Origin of the sequence: Pantoea sp. RSPAM1 (assembly GCF_038816185.1) — a bacterium.
GTDB classification, from domain to species: domain Bacteria; phylum Pseudomonadota; class Gammaproteobacteria; order Enterobacterales; family Enterobacteriaceae; genus Pantoea; species Pantoea ananatis.
In genome coordinates this window covers 112,885-129,492 of sequence record NZ_CP046138.1, presented here as the reverse complement: position 1 = coordinate 129,492, position 16,608 = coordinate 112,885, and the positions used below count along the sequence as shown (strand labels likewise).

Sequence of the window (16,608 nt, the reverse complement as noted above, 5' to 3'; positions counted from 1 at the left end):
CGCCATAATTCCTCGCTTTTATTTATCTCCGAATTTTACTAAATCAGCAACCTGCTGCATAAGGGATGATGTAGGGTAATCATCACGCCTGAAAAAATTTCTGGCCTCGTCTGACAATTTTATGTGCAAGCCATTGATTTGCAGCCTGAGGACGCTCATCATCCTGCGCCATCAACGATCTTTCTGGAGACGCGTGTGTGACCACTCTCAGTAATACCCTGCTCGAAGCCGTTCTTGAGCAGGTTCGTCCGTTAGTTCATCAGGGCAAAGTCGCTAATTACATTCCGGCGCTGGCTGACGTCGCGGCCGACCATCTTGGTATAGCGGTCTGTTTACGTGATGGCACAGTTTTTCAGGCGGGCGATGCTGAAACATGTTTTTCGATCCAGTCCATTTCAAAAGTGCTCTCTCTCACCGTCGCGCTGACGCGTTATGAGGATGCGGAGATATGGCGGCGAGTGGGTAAAGAACCCTCCGGTCAGCCTTTTAATTCGCTGGTTCAGCTTGAACTGGAGCAGGGAAAACCCCGCAATCCCTTTATTAACGCCGGGGCGCTGGTGATCTGCGATTTGCTTGAAACCCGGCTGACAGCACCGCGTCAGCGTATGCTGGAAATAATCCGTCAGCTCAGTCAGCAATCGGATATTCAGTACGATCGTCACGTCGCCCGTTCTGAATATGAACACTCTGCCCGCAATGCGGCTATCGCGTGGCTGATGAAGTCATTTGGTAATTTTGACAACGACGTCACCAGCGTTATGCAGACTTATTTTCACTACTGCTCATTGTCCATGAACTGTATTGAACTGGCTCGCAGTTTTATTTATCTGGCTAATCAGGGAAAAACCCTGGATGGCTCATCCCTGATTTCCTCCCGCCAGGCGCGGCAGATCAATGCGCTAATGATTACCAGCGGTATGTACGACGGGGCCGGCGAATTTGCCTGGCGGGTGGGCATGCCCGCCAAATCCGGGGTTGGCGGCGGTATCATTGCCGTCATTCCTGGGGAAATGAGCATCGCGGTCTGGTCACCCGGATTGGATAGCGCGGGCAATTCGTTAGCCGGCACCGCCGCGCTGGAGTGCCTGACTGACAAACTCGGCCGTTCGATATTCTGATTCAGCTCACGACATTCACGGGCCGGTTTTGCTCAAATCCCGCCAGGTTCACCATGATTCCCTGAAGCAGATTGTGCATGCCGCTGTTACTCGCCCAGGCAATGTGCGGTGTCAGGAGAAGATTGGGGATATCGGGCTGGAGTAGAGGGTGATCCCGCGCAGGGGGTTCACTGCTGAGAACGTCCAGCGCTGCACCGGCAAGAGTGCCCTTCCGCAGGGCATCTGCCAGTTGCGCCTCGTGAATCAGGCCGCCCCGCGCGGTGTTAATCAGCAATGCCTGGGGTTTCATCTTTTCCAGCGTCTCGCGATCGATCAGATGACGGGTTTGCTCGCTAAGAGGGCAGTGCAGTGAAATGATATCGCTGGAGGCCAGCATCGCATCAAAGCTGACATAGCCGTCACGGATCCTGCTGCTGTCTTTGCGTTCGGCGTAAAGCACACGCATTCCCAAGGCCTGTGCCAGCCTGCCGACTGCGCTGCCGATGTCGCCCTTTCCAACAATACCCAGCGTTGCGCCAGCAATGTCCTGAATCGGCGTCCGGTGCAGGCAAAAATGAGAGGAGTCAGGCCAGGAGTGACGCGTGCTGTTGGCGTATTCCACAATCTGACGCCGCAAGGCAAAAATAAACGCTATCACGCCTTCCGAAACACTTTGCGTTGAGTAACCCGGAATGTTGCTTACCACAATGCCACGCTCTTTGCAGGCTGCAATATCAATGCAGTCATAGCCCGTTGCCGTGACACAGATGTATCGCAGGTCGGGGAGCTGTGCCAGCGTCGCCGCACGTAAGGGCACCTTGTTGGTGATGGCAATGGTCGCCCCCTTTAGCGCTGTAACAATCTCGTCTTCGGCCGTGTCCTTTCGAAATTGCCAGTCACTACACCAGGCGGGCTGGGGCGGTGGCACGGGCAATGTGTCGCCATCGAGAGTTACAATTTTCATTAGATCTCCTTTATAACAATAGTACCGACAAATAATGTTATTTAAATGTACGGCATGAGTAACGATAAAGTTAATTTCAAAGCCAATTTGAGTGAAGGTGTTCAAAAGGTGCGACTTTCGATGGTTTAAATGTCATTTTTTTTAACCCTTTTATCTCCGTCGCGTTACACTGCTGCCCTGAAATTGTGAATAACTATCCTGTCCTGATGATGAAATCCACCCGCTGTAAACAACAACAACTGAGCGCCTGTATTGCGATACTGGCTGTACTGCTGTTGTTTATTGCACCTGTGGTATCAAAAAATCTTGCTGAACGCCATGATGCGATGACGATGTCAGGCATGAGCGCGGATATGCCGATGATGGATCATCACAGCGATATGGCGATGACCGATCACAGTATGATGAACGACGGCCTCGCCTGCGGTTATTGCGATCTGCTGGTGCATGTTCCGTTAATGTTGTGGGTATTTATTCCCTTCATCTGGTTGATCTGCCTGACCTGTCGCGCACCTCCGCCCCGGCACATTGCGCGCTTGGCGTTAACGCGCCTCAACGGTATTTATCGACCCCGCGCACCACCCTTGCCCCGGTTGTTTATTTCCTCGATGTGATCTTTTCTTCTTACGCCATGGCGCAGGAGGAAAAGCCCGGTATTCTGAAAATATGGAATCGCTATGACTTTTTCACGGGAAAACAATCTTCCTCAACGCGGTGCGATGTTGAATGTTCTTCGTCGTTTACATTTTTATATTGGCCTGTTTATTGCGCCCTTTATTTTTGTTGCGGCATTAACCGGCACGCTGTATGTCATCACGCCGCAGTTAGAGAACCTGATTTATAAAGATGCACTCACCACTCACGCCCAGGGCACTGCAAAGCCGCTTTCCGATCAAATTAGTGCGGCCAGGCGTTATGCCGGTAATGCCCGGATTTATGCCGTAAGGCCTGCGCCGGGTGAACACGACACGACGCGCGTGCAGTTTTCAGAGCCGCAGTCAGGCCCTTCGGAATCACGTTCTGTTTTTATCGACCCTTATACGCTCGCTGTAAAAGGGGACATGACGGTTTATGGCACCAGCGGCGTATTACCTCTGCGCATGTGGCTCGATCAGGTTCATCGCGGTCTGCTGCTGGGCGATGTTGGCCGTAATTACAGCGAACTGGCGGCGTCATGGTTATGGGTTGCGGCACTGGGTGGCATTCTGCTGTGGCTGGGTACGCGTCCGCGACGCAAGGTCAGACAGCCGCGTTCCGGCTTTATATTAACGCGTTCCTGGCATATTACGCTCGGCTTAGTACTGTCCCTTGGTCTGGTCTTTTTCTCGGTAACGGGATTAACCTGGTCACAGTGGGCAGGCAGTAATATTGATAAAATGCGCAGCGATTTTGGCTGGCTGACGCCTCAGGTCAGAACAGCGCTAAATGGCGATGCCCCGGTGGTGGCTGCCGATCCTCATGCTGAACATCATGCCACGATGGACGGTATGGTAATGGGGGGCACACTGCATGGCTTGCCAGGTCACAAGACCGACAAACCCGTTATCCTTAATCAGCCTGATGCAGACTGGGACAGGGTTGAGGCGGCCGCACGTAGCGCAGGTCTCAAGGCGGCAAAAATTGAATTACGCCAGCCGAAAAGCGCCGGTCAGGCATGGACAGTGAGTGAGATCGATCGCCGCTGGCCAACCCAGGTTGATTCGGTTTCCGTTAATCCTGGTGACTTCAATATTGTCGATCACGTGGAGTTTGCCCATTTCCCGCTGGTCGCGAAGTTGACACGCTGGGGCGTAGATGCACATATGGGCGTGCTGTTTGGCTTACCGAACCAACTCATCCTGGCGCTGTTTGGTACGGGGTTATGTGTGATGATCGTTCTGGGTTATCGCATGTGGTGGATTCGCCGTCCGGCATTACCGCAGGCCAATCCCGCGCAGACGCTGCTCGCAGCATGGCAGGTCTTACCGCGCTATCAGCAAGGGGCCAGCCTGATCCTGGCTCTCGCACTCGGTTATGCGCTGCCGTTGATGGGCGTGAGTTTACTGGCTTTCTTACTGCTTGATATCCAGCGCTGGCGAAAAGCACAGCGTGCTTCACGTCAGGAGGTTGTCACACCGCTGGATAAACAGTCTCCATTGGCGATTGTTCAATCCCGGTTTGCCGTTAAGCGTAAAGAGATGCGTTATTTCCTTCGCAGCGTGGTCATTCTGGCAATTATTGTGGGAACCGTTATGGCACGCGCCATGGTGAGTGGCGTCATTGAGCAATACAATATTCCGTTCAGCGACTGGACGATAATGATGTATATCACTCAGGCCATGATGATTCTGCTTTATACCACCGTATTTACCGGCTTGATGTCGATTCCACTCTGGTATTTTTTCCTGGGTGAAAGTGACGAGCAGGGCAAGTAATAAAAACGCCCGCATTGTGCGGGCGTTTGATGATTCAAAATGCATGCTAAGCCGTGTCTTTAATCATGATGCATATCGTGAACGCGTTGCAACGCGTGTTTTAACTGGCTGACATCCTCTTTTAACCAGTGTCGTTGCGTCAGCGGCAGGTGATCCAGTCCTTCGGGAAGCGGCACCCCCTCTAACGCGCCCTCATTACACAGCGCCCTGACCAGGGTTGCCTGTGAAACCCCTAGATAGGCTGCCATTTCAGATAATGTCATACAATCTGAGTGCATTTTTCACCTCCTGATCATCACTTTCTGATGCATTTTTGTTCAGTCCTTCCCCGGCTATATTGATCTCAAACAGGATTGGGCATAAAACAGTTGAAAGTGCATAAAGTTGCTAAGCTGGTAACTCAGATCCTAAAAACAGGGATAAGACTGTGCAACGTTATGGATTGATGGCGCTTTTGCTCGTTTCCTGCTGGGCCAGCGCGCATAACATCGTGATCGGGCAGCCCCTTCCGTCAGTTTTTATTGCGGATAAAGGTGAAATGCGGCTGGATGGCGGCAAGGTTAACTATCAAAAATGGAACAGCCTGTCTCTTCCGGGTCGGACACGTTTAGTGATTCATGTTGCAGGACGATTGTCGGCCAAAGAGCAGTCCGCCCCGCTTATTGCGGCCCTGCAGCGTGCCAACCTGCCACGAGACCGGTTCCAGACCACCACTATCGTGAATACAGATGATGCTTTGCCTGGCAGCAGTCTGTTTGTGATTAACAGTATCCGCTCCAGTAAAAAAGCTTCCCCATGGCAACAATTTATTATCGACAGTAGCGGCGTGGCACAACATCGCTGGCAGCTTAAGCCAGAAGGTGCCGCTGTCATCGTGCTGGCCCCTGATGGTCAGGTAAAGTTTGCGAAAGACTCGGTGCTCAGTACGGATGATGTTTCTCAGGTCATTGCAACATTACGGGCGCTGACGGGCTGAACCCGGGCAACCCGATAAAGATGCCGCACCGTCTGCCTATACGACGGAGGTTTATGAATTTTCCACCTTTTCCACAAGCTCAACTAGTATTAACGATGTGGATTTAGCAAAAAAAAACCTGTAACCCTAAATGTAAAATAACGGGTAAGCCTGCCAACCATGTTATGGCAGATTAAGCGTCTCTTTGAAGGGCACCGCATCTTTCGCGTTGCCGTAAATGTATCCGTTTATAAGGACAGCCCGAATGACGGTCTGCGCAAAAAAACACGTTCATCTCACTCGCGATGCTGCGGAGCAGTTACTGGCTGATATTGATCGACGCCTTGATCAGTTATTGCCCGTGGAAGGAGAACGGGATGTTGTGGGTGCCGCGATGCGTGAAGGTGCGCTGGCACCGGGAAAACGTATTCGCCCCATGTTGCTGTTGCTGACCGCCCGCGATCTGGGCTGCGCTGTCAGCCATGACGGATTACTGGATTTGGCCTGTGCGGTGGAAATGGTCCACGCGGCTTCGCTGATCCTCGACGATATGCCCTGCATGGACGATGCGAAGCTGCGACGCGGTCGCCCCACCATTCATTGTCGTTATGGAGAGCATGTGGCAATTCTGGCGGCGGTTGCCTTGCTGAGTAAAGCCTTTGGCGTGATTGCCGATGCAGATGGCCTCACGCCGCTGGCAAAAAATCGGGCGGTTTCTGAACTGTCAAACGCCATCGGCATGCAAGGATTGGTACAGGGTCAGTTCAAGGACCTGTCTGAAGGGGATAAGCCGCGCAGCGCTGACGCTATTTTGATGACGAATCACTTTAAAACCAGCACGCTGTTTTGTGCCTCCATGCAGATGGCCTCAATCGTTGCGAATGCCTCCAGCGAAGCGCGTGATTGCCTGCATCGTTTTTCACTTGACCTTGGTCAGGCATTTCAACTGCTGGACGATTTGACCGACGGCATGACCGACACCGGCAAGGATAGCAATCAGGACGCCGGTAAATCGACGCTGGTTAATCTGTTAGGCCCAAGGGCGGTTGAAGAACGTCTGAGACAACATCTTCATCTTGCCAGTGAGCATCTCTCTGCGGCCTGCCAAAACGGGCACGCCACTCAACATTTTATTCAGGCCTGGTTTGACAAAAAACTCGCTGCCGTCAGTTAAGGATGCTGCATGAGCCATTTCGCGGCGATCGCACCGCCTTTTTACAGCCATGTTCGCGCATTACAGAATCTCGCCCAGGAACTGGTCGCGCGCGGCCATCGGGTGACCTTTATTCAGCAACATGATATTAAACACTTGATCGATAGCGAAACCATTGGATTTCATGCCGTCGGGACAGACAGCCATCCCCCCGGCGCGTTAACGCGCGTGCTACACCTGGCGGCGCATCCTCTGGGGCCGTCAATGCTGAAGCTCATCAATGAAATGGCGCGCACCACCGATATGCTGTGCCGCGAACTCCCCCAGGCATTTAACGATCTGGCGATAGATGGCGTCATTGTTGATCAAATGGAACCGGCAGGCGCGCTCGTTGCTGATGCTCTGGGACTGCCCTTTGTCTCCGTCGCCTGCGCGCTGCCTCTCAATCGTGAACCGGACATGCCCCTTGCGGTAATGCCTTTCGAATACGGTACCAGCGACGCGGCTCGCGAACGTTATGCCGCCAGTGAAAAAATTTATGACTGGCTAATGCGTCGTCATGACCGTGTCATTGCCGAACACAGCCACAGAATGGGCTTAGCCCCCCGGCAAAAGCTCCACCAGTGTTTTTCGCCACTGGCGCAAATCAGCCAGCTTGTTCCTGAACTGGATTTTCCCCGCCAAGCGTTACCGGCTTGTTTTCATGCCGTCGGGCCCCTGCGCGAAACGCACGCACCGTCAACCTCTTCATCCCGTTATTTTACATCCTCAGAAAAACCCCGGATTTTCGCCTCGCTGGGCACGCTTCAGGGACACCGTTTTGGGCTGTTTAAAACGATAGTGAAAGCCTGTGAAGAAATTGACGGTCAGCTCCTGTTAGCCCACTGTGGTCGCCTTACGCCCGCTCAGTGTGAAGAGCTGGCGCGAAGCCGTTATACACAGGTGGTGGATTTTGCCGATCAGTCAGTCGCGCTGTCTCAGGCGCAGCTGGCGATCACCCACGGCGGCATGAATACGGTACTGGACGCGATTAATTACCGGACACCCCTTTTAGCGCTTCCACTGGCATTTGATCAGCCCGGCGTCGCGTCACGCATCGTTTATCACGGCATCGGCAAGCGTGCTTCCCGCTTTACCACCAGCCATGCTTTGGCCCGCCAGATGCGTGCATTGCTGACCAACGTCGACTTTCAGCAGCGCATGGCGAAAATCCAGACCGCCCTTCGTTTGGCAGGGGGCACCATGGCCGCTGCCGATATCATTGAGCAGGTTATGCGCACCGGTCAGCCTGTCTTAAGTGGGAGCGGCTATGCAACCGCATTATGATCTGATTCTCGTGGGGGCTGGACTCGCCAATGGCCTTATCGCCCTGCGTCTTCAGCAGCAGCAACCTGATATGCGTATTTTGCTTATCGACGCCGCACCGCAGGCGGGCGGGAATCATACGTGGTCATTTCACCACGATGATTTGACTGAGAGCCAACATCGTTGGATAGCCCCGCTGGTGGTTCATCACTGGCCCGACTATCAGGTGCGCTTTCCCACTCGCCGTCGTAAGCTGAACAGCAGCTATTTCTGTATAACTTCTCAGCGTTTCGCTGAGGTTTTACAGCGACAGTTTGGCCCGCACTTGTGGATGGATACCGCGGTCGCAGAAGTTAATGCGGAATCTGTTCGGTTGAAAAAGGGTCAGGTTATCGGTGCCCGCGCGGTGGTTGACGGACGGGGTTATGCGGCAAACTCAGCACTGAGCGTGGGCTTCCAGGCGTTTATTGGCCAGGAATGGCGATTGAGCCAACCGCATGGTTTATCGTCTCCGATTATCATGGATGCCACGGTCGATCAGCAAAATGGTTATCGCTTCGTGTACAGCCTGCCGCTCTCGCCGACCAGATTGTTAATTGAAGACACGCACTATATTGATAATGCGACATTAGATCCTGAACGCGCGCGGCAAAATATTTGCGACTATGCCGCGCAACAGGGTTGGCAACTTCAGACACTACTGCGTGAAGAACAGGGCGCCTTACCCATCACCCTGTCGGGCAATGCCAACGCATTCTGGCAGCAGCGCCCCCTCGCCTGTAGTGGATTACGTGCCGGTCTGTTCCATCCTACCACCGGATACTCACTGCCGCTGGCGGTTGCCGTGGCCGACCGCCTGAGCGCACTTGATGTCTTTACGTCGGCCTCAATTCACCAGGCCATTACGCATTTTGCCCGCGAGCGCTGGCAGCAGCAGCGCTTTTTCCGCATGCTGAATCGCATGCTGTTTTTAGCCGGGCCCGCCGATTCACGCTGGCGGGTTATGCAGCGTTTTTATGGTTTACCTGAAGATTTAATTGCCCGTTTTTATGCGGGAAAACTCACGCTGACCGATCGGCTACGTATTCTGAGCGGCAAGCCGCCTGTTCCGGTATTAGCAGCATTGCAAGCCATTATGACGACTCATCGTTAAAGAGCGACTACATGAAACCAACTACGGTAATTGGTGCAGGCTTTGGTGGCCTGGCACTGGCAATTCGTCTACAGGCTGCGGGGATCCCCGTCTTACTGCTTGAACAACGCGATAAACCCGGCGGTCGGGCTTATGTCTACGAGGATCAGGGGTTCACCTTTGATGCAGGCCCGACGGTTATCACCGATCCCAGTGCCATTGAAGAACTGTTTGCACTGGCAGGAAAACAGTTAAAAGAGTATGTCGAACTGCTGCCGGTTACGCCGTTTTACCGCCTGTGTTGGGAGTCAGGGAAGGTCTTTAATTATGATAACGATCAAACCCGGCTCGAAGCGCAGATTCAGCAGTTTAATCCCCGCGATGTCGAAGGTTATCGTCAGTTTCTGGACTATTCACGCGCGGTGTTTAAAGAAGGCTATCTGAAGCTCGGTACTGTCCCTTTTTTATCGTTCAGAGACATGCTTCGCGCCGCACCTCAACTGGCAAAACTGCAGGCATGGAGAAGCGTTTACAGTAAGGTTGCCGGTTACATCGAAGATGAACATCTGCGCCAGGCGTTTTCTTTCCACTCGCTGCTGGTGGGCGGCAATCCCTTCGCCACCTCATCCATTTACACGTTGATACACGCGCTGGAGCGTGAATGGGGCGTCTGGTTTCCGCGTGGCGGCACCGGCGCATTAGTTCAGGGGATGATAAAGCTGTTTCAGGATCTGGGTGGTGAAGTCGTGTTAAACGCCAGAGTCAGCCATATGGAAACGACAGGAAACAAAATTGAAGCCGTGCATTTAGAGGACGGTCGCAGGTTCCTGACGCAAGCCGTCGCGTCAAATGCTGATGTGGTTCATACCTATCGTGACCTGCTAAGACAACACCCTGCCGCGGTTAAGCAGTCCAACAAACTGCAGACTAAACGCATGAGTAACTCTCTGTTTGTGCTCTATTTTGGTTTGAATCACCATCATGATCAGCTCGCGCATCACACGGTTTGTTTCGGCCCACGTTACCGCGAACTGATTGACGAAATTTTTAATCATGATGGCCTCGCAGAAGACTTCTCACTTTATCTGCACGCGCCCTGTGTCACGGATTCGTCACTGGCGCCTGAAGGTTGCGGCAGTTACTATGTGTTGGCGCCGGTGCCGCATTTAGGCACCGCGAACCTCGATTGGACGGTTGAGGGGCCAAAACTACGCGACCGTATTTTTGAGTACCTTGAGCAGCATTACATGCCTGGCTTACGGAGTCAGCTGGTCACGCACCGGATGTTTACGCCGTTTGATTTTCGCGACCAGCTTAATGCCTATCAGGGCTCAGCCTTTTCTGTGGAGCCCGTTCTTACCCAGAGCGCCTGGTTTCGGCCGCATAACCGCGATAAAACCATTACTAATCTCTACCTGGTCGGCGCAGGCACGCATCCCGGTGCAGGCATTCCTGGCGTCATCGGCTCGGCAAAAGCGACAGCAGGTTTGATGCTGGAGGATCTGATTTGAATAATCCGTCGTTACTCAATCATGCGGTCGAAACGATGGCAGTTGGCTCGAAAAGTTTTGCGACAGCCTCAAAGTTATTTGATGCAAAAACCCGGCGCAGCGTACTGATGCTCTATGCCTGGTGCCGCCATTGTGACGATGTTATTGACGACCAGACGCTGGGCTTTCAGGCCCGGCAGCCGGCCTTACAAACGCCCGAACAACGTCTGATGCAACTTGAGATGAAAACGCGCCAGGCCTATGCAGGATCGCAGATGCACGAACCGGCGTTTGCGGCTTTTCAGGAAGTGGCTATGGCTCATGATATCGCCCCGGCTTACGCGTTTGATCATCTGGAAGGCTTCGCCATGGATGTACGCGAAGCGCACTACAGCCAGCTGGATGATACGCTGCGCTATTGCTATCACGTTGCAGGCGTTGTCGGCTTGATGATGGCGCAAATCATGGGCGTACGGGATAACGCCACGCTGGACCGCGCCTGTGACCTTGGGCTGGCATTTCAGTTGACCAATATTGCTCGCGACATTGTGGACGATGCGCATGCTGGCCGCTGTTATCTGCCGGAAAGCTGGCTTGAGCATGAAGGTCTCAACAAAGAGAATTATGCGGCACCTGAAAACCGACTGGCGCTGAGCCGTATCGCCCGTCGTTTGGTGCAGGAAGCAGAACCTTACTATTTGTCTGCCACAGCGGGCCTGGCTGGGTTGCCCCTGCGTTCCGCCTGGGCAATCGCTACGGCGAAGCAGGTTTACCGGAAAATAGGTGTAAAAGTCGAACAGGCCGGTCAGCAAGCCTGGGATCAGCGGCAGTCAACGACCACGCCCGAAAAATTAACGCTGCTGCTGGCCGCCTCTGGTCAGGCCCTTACTTCCCGGATGCGGGCTCATCCTCCCCGCCCTGCGCATCTCTGGCAGCGCCCGCTCTAGCGCCATGTCTTTCGCGGAGCGTCGCCTGAAGTTTTGACAGGGGCGGCGCATAGAGGAAGCCAAAAGAAACACAACCTTCTTTGCCCCTGACGGCGTGATGCATACGGTGCGCCATATACAACCGTTTGAGGTAGCCCTTGCGTGGAATATAGCGGAATGGCCAACGTTGATGCACCAGCCCGTCGTGCACCATAAAATAGAGTAATCCATACGCCGTCATACCTGCGCCAATCCACTGGAGCGGCCATATTCCTGCACTGCCCAGATAAATCAGCAGGATCGATAATGCAGCAAAAACCACGGCATAAAGATCGTTAACTTCAAACGCACCTTTACGCGGTTCATGATGTGAAAGATGCCATCCCCAACCCCAGCCGTGCATGATGTATTTGTGTGCCAGTGCAGCAACCACTTCCATGCCAATCACGGTAACGAAAACGATCAGGGCATTCCAAATCCACAACATAATTTCTCCGGTAGAGACGTCTGGCAGCAGGCTTAAGGATTCAATTTTAACAGAGATTAGCCGATCTGGCGGCGGGAAGGGAAAAAGGCGCGCCGGAAAGGCGCGCCAGGGATCAGAAGTCGGCTTTCAGAACCACACGGTAGTTGGCTTTACCTGCACGAACATGGTCCAGTGCATCGTTGATTTTCGACATCGGAAAGTACTCCACTGTCGGCGCAATATCTGCACGGCCAGCCAGCTTCAGCAGTGAACGTAGCTGCGCAGGTGAACCGGTTGAAGAACCCGTCACGGCGCGGTCGCCTAAAATCAGGCTGAAAGCCGGCACGTCGAACGGCTTCAGTACGGCACCAACGGTATGGAACTTACCGCGAGGCGCCAGGGCCGCAAAGTAGGGTTGCCAGTCGAGATCGACGGCGACCGTGCTGATGATCAAGTCAAACTGGCCCGCGAGGCTTTTTAACGCTTCCGGATCGCGGCTGTTCACCACATGATCGGCGCCCATATCCAGAATAGCCTGCTTCTTATTGGCCGAAGAACTGAACGCCGTCACTTCTGCGCCCATCGCGTGCAGAATCTTAATGGCGATGTGGCCCAGACCACCAATACCGATCACGCCGACGCGGCTCATTGCGGTAATGTTATGCATAAGCAAGGGCTTAAAGACGGTAATCCCACCACACAGCAGGGGACCGGCCGTGGCCGCATCCAGCTTTTCAGGCAATGGGATAACCCACTGCCAGTTGGCGCGCAATTTGTCAGCAAAACCCCCATTGTTGCCAATCGTGGTTGTGGTGCCACTGGCGCAGTTGACGTGATCGCCGCTGATGCAGGGATCGCAATGCTGGCAGCTCTTGGCTGTCCAGCCGATGCCCACGCGCTGTCCCACTTTCAGGCCTTTCGTTTTGGCACTTTCGCCAAGCGCAGCCACGCGTCCAATCACTTCATGACCGGCAACAACGGGATACGCTGAAATTCCCCATTCGTTATCGATCATCGACAGATCTGAGTGGCATACGCCGCAGTATTCAACTTCAACTTCTACATCTTCAGCGTCTAACGGGCCGGGATCATAGTCGTAACGCTCCAGTGCTTGTCCCGCCTGCATGGCTGCGTAACTCTTAATTGTCATTCTGTACCTCATTTAACGCGTTGTTTTGGCAGTCAGCGTATTTGCAACTGTCACAAACTGACCGCCGCCAAGATGATGTAAAGTGTGTAGCGCTGAGTTGCTGTCATCGAAATGCCAGCGACCGTCGTAAAAAACCCGATTGTCTGCCGCAGCGGTGACCACTTCACCAAACAGCGTGTCGTACGCCTGCTGCGCTTCGGTTTCAGGTAACAGACGGCATTCCATCCACGCTACACAGCTCTCTTCCAACAGCGGCACACCGAAGTGTTGACTCTCGCTGGCCTGAATATCAAAAGCCGCAAATTTATCCTGGTCGCGCCCGGTCGTGCTGCCAACGGCATAAGCCAGATCGACAAATTGCGCGGCAGGGACACAAATACCAAATGCACCGCTGGCTTCAATCAGCTCACGTGACCAGGTCGATTTATCCACAATAATCGCTACCCGCGGCGGCGAAAATTCGACGGGAACGGACCAGGCGGCGGCCATGATGTTGCGACGCTGTGACTGACTATCCCGACTGGTGATTAATATAGTCGGTCCGTGGTTCAGCAAACGGCTTGCGTGTTCCAGCGCGACAGGACGAAAGTGCGACATTCGAAAATCCTTAATGACTGGGCCAGGCAATGCAACGCCAGTGCACCGGGTTTGCAGGTTGATAAACCCGATACTTTAGCGGTTTTCATCTCAGATAAACTTGCCGCTTTGTGCCTTAGCTTGACAAAATAGTGTTTAATATCATGATTTAACAATCTTAAAATTTTAAACAGGTTGCAAGACAAGCGTAACCGCTGAAGGGATAATTTTAGTTCGGTTTGGTATGAAAGATGAGAAATAAGACTAATCCTTATCAGGCTGCTGGCAGGATCGCCTGGCAGAATAAGCGTAAGTTTGTCACAGTCAGTGAGGCACAATTTTAACTATCGTTACGGGAGTTGCTATGAACAATGACAAGCTACAGGCTGAACCTCTTGTCTGGGGACAAGGTTCACAGGTGTTTGAGGTTTTTATCGAACCCACCTGCCCTTTCTCTGTCCGCGCGTTTAACAAATTCGATGCGCTTTTAGAGCAGGTTGGTGAAGATAAAATGACACTCAAAATTCATCTTCAGTCGCAGCCCTGGCACATGTACTCTGGCGTAATCGTGCGCTACATCCTCGCGGCATCGGTAGAAAGTAAAGCGGCGGCTAAAGCGGTTCTGCAGGCCGTTGCCGATCATCGGGAAGCCTTTGAGTTTACAGACCACTGTCGCGGTCCTAATATGGCAATTACACCTAACCAGCTCCTCGCCAGGCTCAGGGAATACAGCGGCATTGATGCTTACGCCGCATTTGACCGGGCTGATTTGCAAAACCTGATCAAATGGCACTGTAAATATGCCCGCCAGAACGGCATTCATGTTTCCCCTACCTTTATGATTAATGGCCTGGTACAGCCCGATATCGGCAGTGGTGATACGGTTGATGAGTGGGCAAAACGTATTCTGGCCTGACAGACTCGCTGCCCAAAAGCAGCCATTCAGGCCCTGATATAAAAGGACTTAATATGACAATGACGCTTGAACAGATTAAAACGAAATACCCTAACGCGCTGGCCTGGTCGTTTGGCGATTCACCCGCTCTGGCCAATGAACTGGCCACGTTGGTCCTTACCGGCAAAAAAATCGCCACCTGCAGTTCCCTGCAAGGCTGGTATGAAGATGACGTGCAACCGCAACCCGGCGGCTATAGCATCATCTTAAACGGCGCGGATAATCCGGTTTGCGTCATCAGGACGACGGGGCTGTTTGTGACACGCTTCGATCGCGTTACGCCGGAGATGGCCATGATGGAAGGCGAAGGTGACCTGAGCCTTGAGTACTGGCAGCGTGAACATCAACGCTTTTTTCAGCGTAACGGTGGATTTAGCACTGAAATGGAATTGATATTCGAAACTTTCCAACTGGTCGAAGTGATCTGAATCAGCCGTTAATCCACAAGCTATCCGGATTAACGGCGTAAATCGCGCAGTGCATACCAAAATCAGCCCTGCTCACTCAGTACAGGATCCAGTAGCAAAGTGCCATAGGAGTTATCTACGGTGCAGCGCCACTGATTATCGCTTTCCAGCCGAAACACACAGGTGGCCCGGCGGGTGCTTTCTACGGACTGTTCCTGCCCATCGCGATAGCGCAGCACAGTTTCCATAATCACCAGCGCGGTGCCTGCGCCCTCAATGACCTCCATCCTGCCCTGCTCTACCACCAGCTGATGCTGAAAATAATTTGCAATCGCTTCAAAGGCGCGACGAATGGCTACGCGACCCGTAACGGTCATTCCGGGCTTCACAACCAGGCTGGCATCGGCAGCATAGTGTTTCATCAGGGCATCATAATTACCGGCTGATATCGCCCGGTCGCACAACCTGACAACCTCTAAAACGGGATGGTCATTCATCAGCACTTCCTCACACATAGCGGGTGTGCTAAGTATATCGCCATCAATGTTAAAAAGGAGTTATGTATGTTTAGCCATATGGTTGTTGGTACGGATAATATTGAGCAAGCTAAAAAATTCTACGATGCTGTATTTGCTGTAATACGTTGCGAAGATCAGGGCATTGATGCCCTGGGTCGCCCTTTTTACGTTAAAAATCATCAGCGTTTTATCGTCACCAAACCCATTAACGGTCAACCTGCCACATTTGCTAACGGCGGAACCATTGGCTTTACCATGGCCTCTTCTGAAGACGTTTTCAGCTGGCATCAAAAAGGTCTCGAAAACGGCGGCACATCGGCGGAAACACCGCCGCATGTCAGAGAGACGGATGGAAAATGCGTCGCCTATCTGCGGGATCCTTCCGGCAATAAGCTGTGTGCTTTTTATAATCCGGCATAATTTTTAATGACCCAGGTGTGCGCCGTGGAGCGACGCCACAAGCCGGTGGCGGATGGAAATTAACCTGACAGGGTTTCTGCCTGCGCTTCTACCGATTGCCCTTTCTCCCGGCGCAAGTTTCACGCTGGCGATGAACAGCGCCCTTAAGGCTGGTCGCAAGGGGCTGGTGAAAACGCTGCTTGGTACCGCACTGGGAATTTATACGCATGCTTTGCTAATCGGTCTGGGCCTGTCGACAGCGCTGGTTACGTCCCCCGCGCTGTTTGCGCTATTAAAAATAGCTGGCGTACTTTACCTGTTCTGGCTGGGTGGCCTTTTATTGATCACTGGCGTCAGGACCAGGGCATTTGTGCTGAGGACAACGGGTCGCGCAACGACCGTTAAAGGTGCGTGGCTGGCCAATGTCGCTAACCCCAAAGCTGTCCTGTTTTACCTGACGGTGGTTTCACAGTTTGTTGGCGACAGGGCCGGTATCGATGCCTTTCTGACGCTGGCAACAGTGCACATCGTCGTGATGAGCCTGTGGTTAGCGCTCTTCAGCCAGGCGCTGGTCTTCTCGGCGCAAAAAATCAATCCTGTCGCGCTGAAACGCTACGTCAATATCGGTGGTGGATTACTGCTTATTGGCATTGCCTTACGCACGCTTATCGCCTGACAGGTCTTTCGCCACCGACTCTCAT

At 53.1% G+C, this 16,608-nt stretch carries 19 protein-coding genes; 13 read left to right on the top strand and 6 right to left on the bottom strand.

What is annotated here, in order from left to right; all coding sequences use genetic code 11:
• Positions 1 to 197 precede the first annotated feature (197 nt).
• Positions 198 to 1,118, top strand: coding sequence for a glutaminase B (gene glsB / locus GKC68_RS22720; RefSeq protein ID WP_342656950.1), 921 nt, complete (start codon positions 198 to 200; stop codon positions 1,116 to 1,118).
• A gap of 1 nt (position 1,119) precedes the next feature.
• Here the strand turns inward: glsB and GKC68_RS22715 are convergent, their stop codons facing one another.
• Positions 1,120 to 2,061 carry a D-2-hydroxyacid dehydrogenase gene (locus tag GKC68_RS22715; RefSeq protein WP_028722647.1) on the bottom strand — a complete coding sequence of 314 codons (942 nt, stop codon included), beginning with the start codon at positions 2,059 to 2,061 and terminating at the stop codon, positions 1,120 to 1,122.
• Positions 2,062 to 2,246: 185 nt separating this feature from the next.
• On the opposite strand from GKC68_RS22715, the gene GKC68_RS22710 reads away from it, so the two are divergent.
• The gene (locus tag GKC68_RS22710; RefSeq protein WP_028722646.1) at positions 2,247 to 2,675 is read left to right on the top strand and encodes a DUF2946 domain-containing protein; all 429 of its coding nucleotides are present in this window, start codon (positions 2,247 to 2,249) and stop codon (positions 2,673 to 2,675) included.
• 63 nt (positions 2,676 to 2,738) lie between these two features.
• Complete coding sequence (locus GKC68_RS22705) at positions 2,739 to 4,475, top strand: DUF2534 family protein (protein ID WP_221612089.1); 1,737 nt, start codon at positions 2,739 to 2,741, stop codon at positions 4,473 to 4,475.
• A 59-nt stretch (positions 4,476 to 4,534) separates the two neighbouring features.
• On the opposite strand, the gene GKC68_RS22700 is transcribed toward GKC68_RS22705, so the two are convergent.
• Complete coding sequence (locus GKC68_RS22700) at positions 4,535 to 4,753, bottom strand: helix-turn-helix domain-containing protein (RefSeq protein WP_028722644.1); 219 nt, start codon at positions 4,751 to 4,753, stop codon at positions 4,535 to 4,537.
• A gap of 149 nt (positions 4,754 to 4,902) precedes the next feature.
• Here GKC68_RS22700 and GKC68_RS22695 point away from each other — a divergent pair, with 149 nt between their 5' ends.
• From GKC68_RS22695 to crtB, 6 genes are all read left to right on the top strand, one after another.
• Positions 4,903 to 5,451, top strand: a complete 549-nt coding sequence (locus GKC68_RS22695; RefSeq protein WP_264228468.1) for a YtfJ family protein — start codon at positions 4,903 to 4,905, stop codon at positions 5,449 to 5,451.
• Between the two features lie 244 nt (positions 5,452 to 5,695).
• Positions 5,696 to 6,604 carry a polyprenyl synthetase family protein gene (locus GKC68_RS22690; protein WP_110146451.1) on the top strand — a complete coding sequence of 303 codons (909 nt, stop codon included), beginning with the start codon at positions 5,696 to 5,698 and terminating at the stop codon, positions 6,602 to 6,604.
• Between the two features lie 9 nt (positions 6,605 to 6,613).
• Complete coding sequence (locus GKC68_RS22685) at positions 6,614 to 7,909, top strand: glycosyltransferase (RefSeq protein WP_110982693.1); 1,296 nt, start codon at positions 6,614 to 6,616, stop codon at positions 7,907 to 7,909.
• Positions 7,893 to 9,041, top strand: coding sequence for a lycopene beta-cyclase CrtY (gene crtY, locus GKC68_RS22680; protein ID WP_028722640.1), 1,149 nt, complete (start codon positions 7,893 to 7,895; stop codon positions 9,039 to 9,041). Before GKC68_RS22685 ends, crtY begins: the two co-directional genes overlap by 17 nt.
• A gap of 11 nt (positions 9,042 to 9,052) precedes the next feature.
• The gene (locus GKC68_RS22675; RefSeq protein WP_047713651.1) at positions 9,053 to 10,531 is read left to right on the top strand and encodes a phytoene desaturase; all 1,479 of its coding nucleotides are present in this window, start codon (positions 9,053 to 9,055) and stop codon (positions 10,529 to 10,531) included.
• Entirely contained in the window at positions 10,528 to 11,457 is a 930-nt protein-coding gene (gene crtB / locus GKC68_RS22670; protein ID WP_028722638.1) for a 15-cis-phytoene synthase CrtB, read from the top strand. Before GKC68_RS22675 ends, crtB begins: the two co-directional genes overlap by 4 nt.
• Here crtB and GKC68_RS22665 read toward each other — a convergent pair.
• The 3 genes from GKC68_RS22665 to GKC68_RS22655 form a co-directional block, all read right to left on the bottom strand.
• On the bottom strand, positions 11,396 to 11,923 hold the full coding sequence (locus GKC68_RS22665) for a sterol desaturase family protein (RefSeq protein WP_028722637.1): 528 nt from the start codon (positions 11,921 to 11,923) through the stop codon (positions 11,396 to 11,398). The genes crtB and GKC68_RS22665 overlap by 62 nt on opposite strands.
• A gap of 112 nt (positions 11,924 to 12,035) precedes the next feature.
• A complete protein-coding gene (locus tag GKC68_RS22660; RefSeq protein WP_058706797.1) occupies positions 12,036 to 13,052 on the bottom strand; it encodes an NAD(P)-dependent alcohol dehydrogenase in 1,017 nt (338 codons plus the stop codon).
• 12 nt (positions 13,053 to 13,064) lie between these two features.
• Positions 13,065 to 13,649: a flavin reductase family protein gene (locus GKC68_RS22655; protein WP_014333259.1), complete on the bottom strand. Its 585-nt coding sequence runs from the start codon at positions 13,647 to 13,649 to the stop codon at positions 13,065 to 13,067.
• A gap of 343 nt (positions 13,650 to 13,992) precedes the next feature.
• Here GKC68_RS22655 and GKC68_RS22650 point away from each other — a divergent pair, with 343 nt between their 5' ends.
• On the top strand, positions 13,993 to 14,544 hold the full coding sequence (locus GKC68_RS22650; RefSeq protein ID WP_058706795.1) for a thioredoxin domain-containing protein: 552 nt from the start codon (positions 13,993 to 13,995) through the stop codon (positions 14,542 to 14,544).
• A 53-nt stretch (positions 14,545 to 14,597) separates the two neighbouring features.
• Positions 14,598 to 15,011 (top strand): ASCH domain-containing protein, encoded by a 414-nt coding sequence (locus GKC68_RS22645; RefSeq protein WP_028722634.1) that lies wholly within the window; start codon positions 14,598 to 14,600, stop codon positions 15,009 to 15,011.
• A gap of 62 nt (positions 15,012 to 15,073) precedes the next feature.
• On the opposite strand, the gene GKC68_RS22640 is transcribed toward GKC68_RS22645, so the two are convergent.
• Positions 15,074 to 15,487: a nuclear transport factor 2 family protein gene (locus GKC68_RS22640; RefSeq protein WP_342656949.1), complete on the bottom strand. Its 414-nt coding sequence runs from the start codon at positions 15,485 to 15,487 to the stop codon at positions 15,074 to 15,076.
• Between the two features lie 66 nt (positions 15,488 to 15,553).
• Here GKC68_RS22640 and GKC68_RS22635 point away from each other — a divergent pair, with 66 nt between their 5' ends.
• Both GKC68_RS22635 and GKC68_RS22630 read left to right on the top strand, forming a co-directional pair.
• Complete coding sequence (locus GKC68_RS22635) at positions 15,554 to 15,928, top strand: VOC family protein (RefSeq protein WP_028722632.1); 375 nt, start codon at positions 15,554 to 15,556, stop codon at positions 15,926 to 15,928.
• Between the two features lie 52 nt (positions 15,929 to 15,980).
• Positions 15,981 to 16,583 carry a LysE family transporter gene (locus tag GKC68_RS22630; protein WP_342656948.1) on the top strand — a complete coding sequence of 201 codons (603 nt, stop codon included), beginning with the start codon at positions 15,981 to 15,983 and terminating at the stop codon, positions 16,581 to 16,583.
• The last annotated feature ends 25 nt before the right edge of the window (positions 16,584 to 16,608 follow it).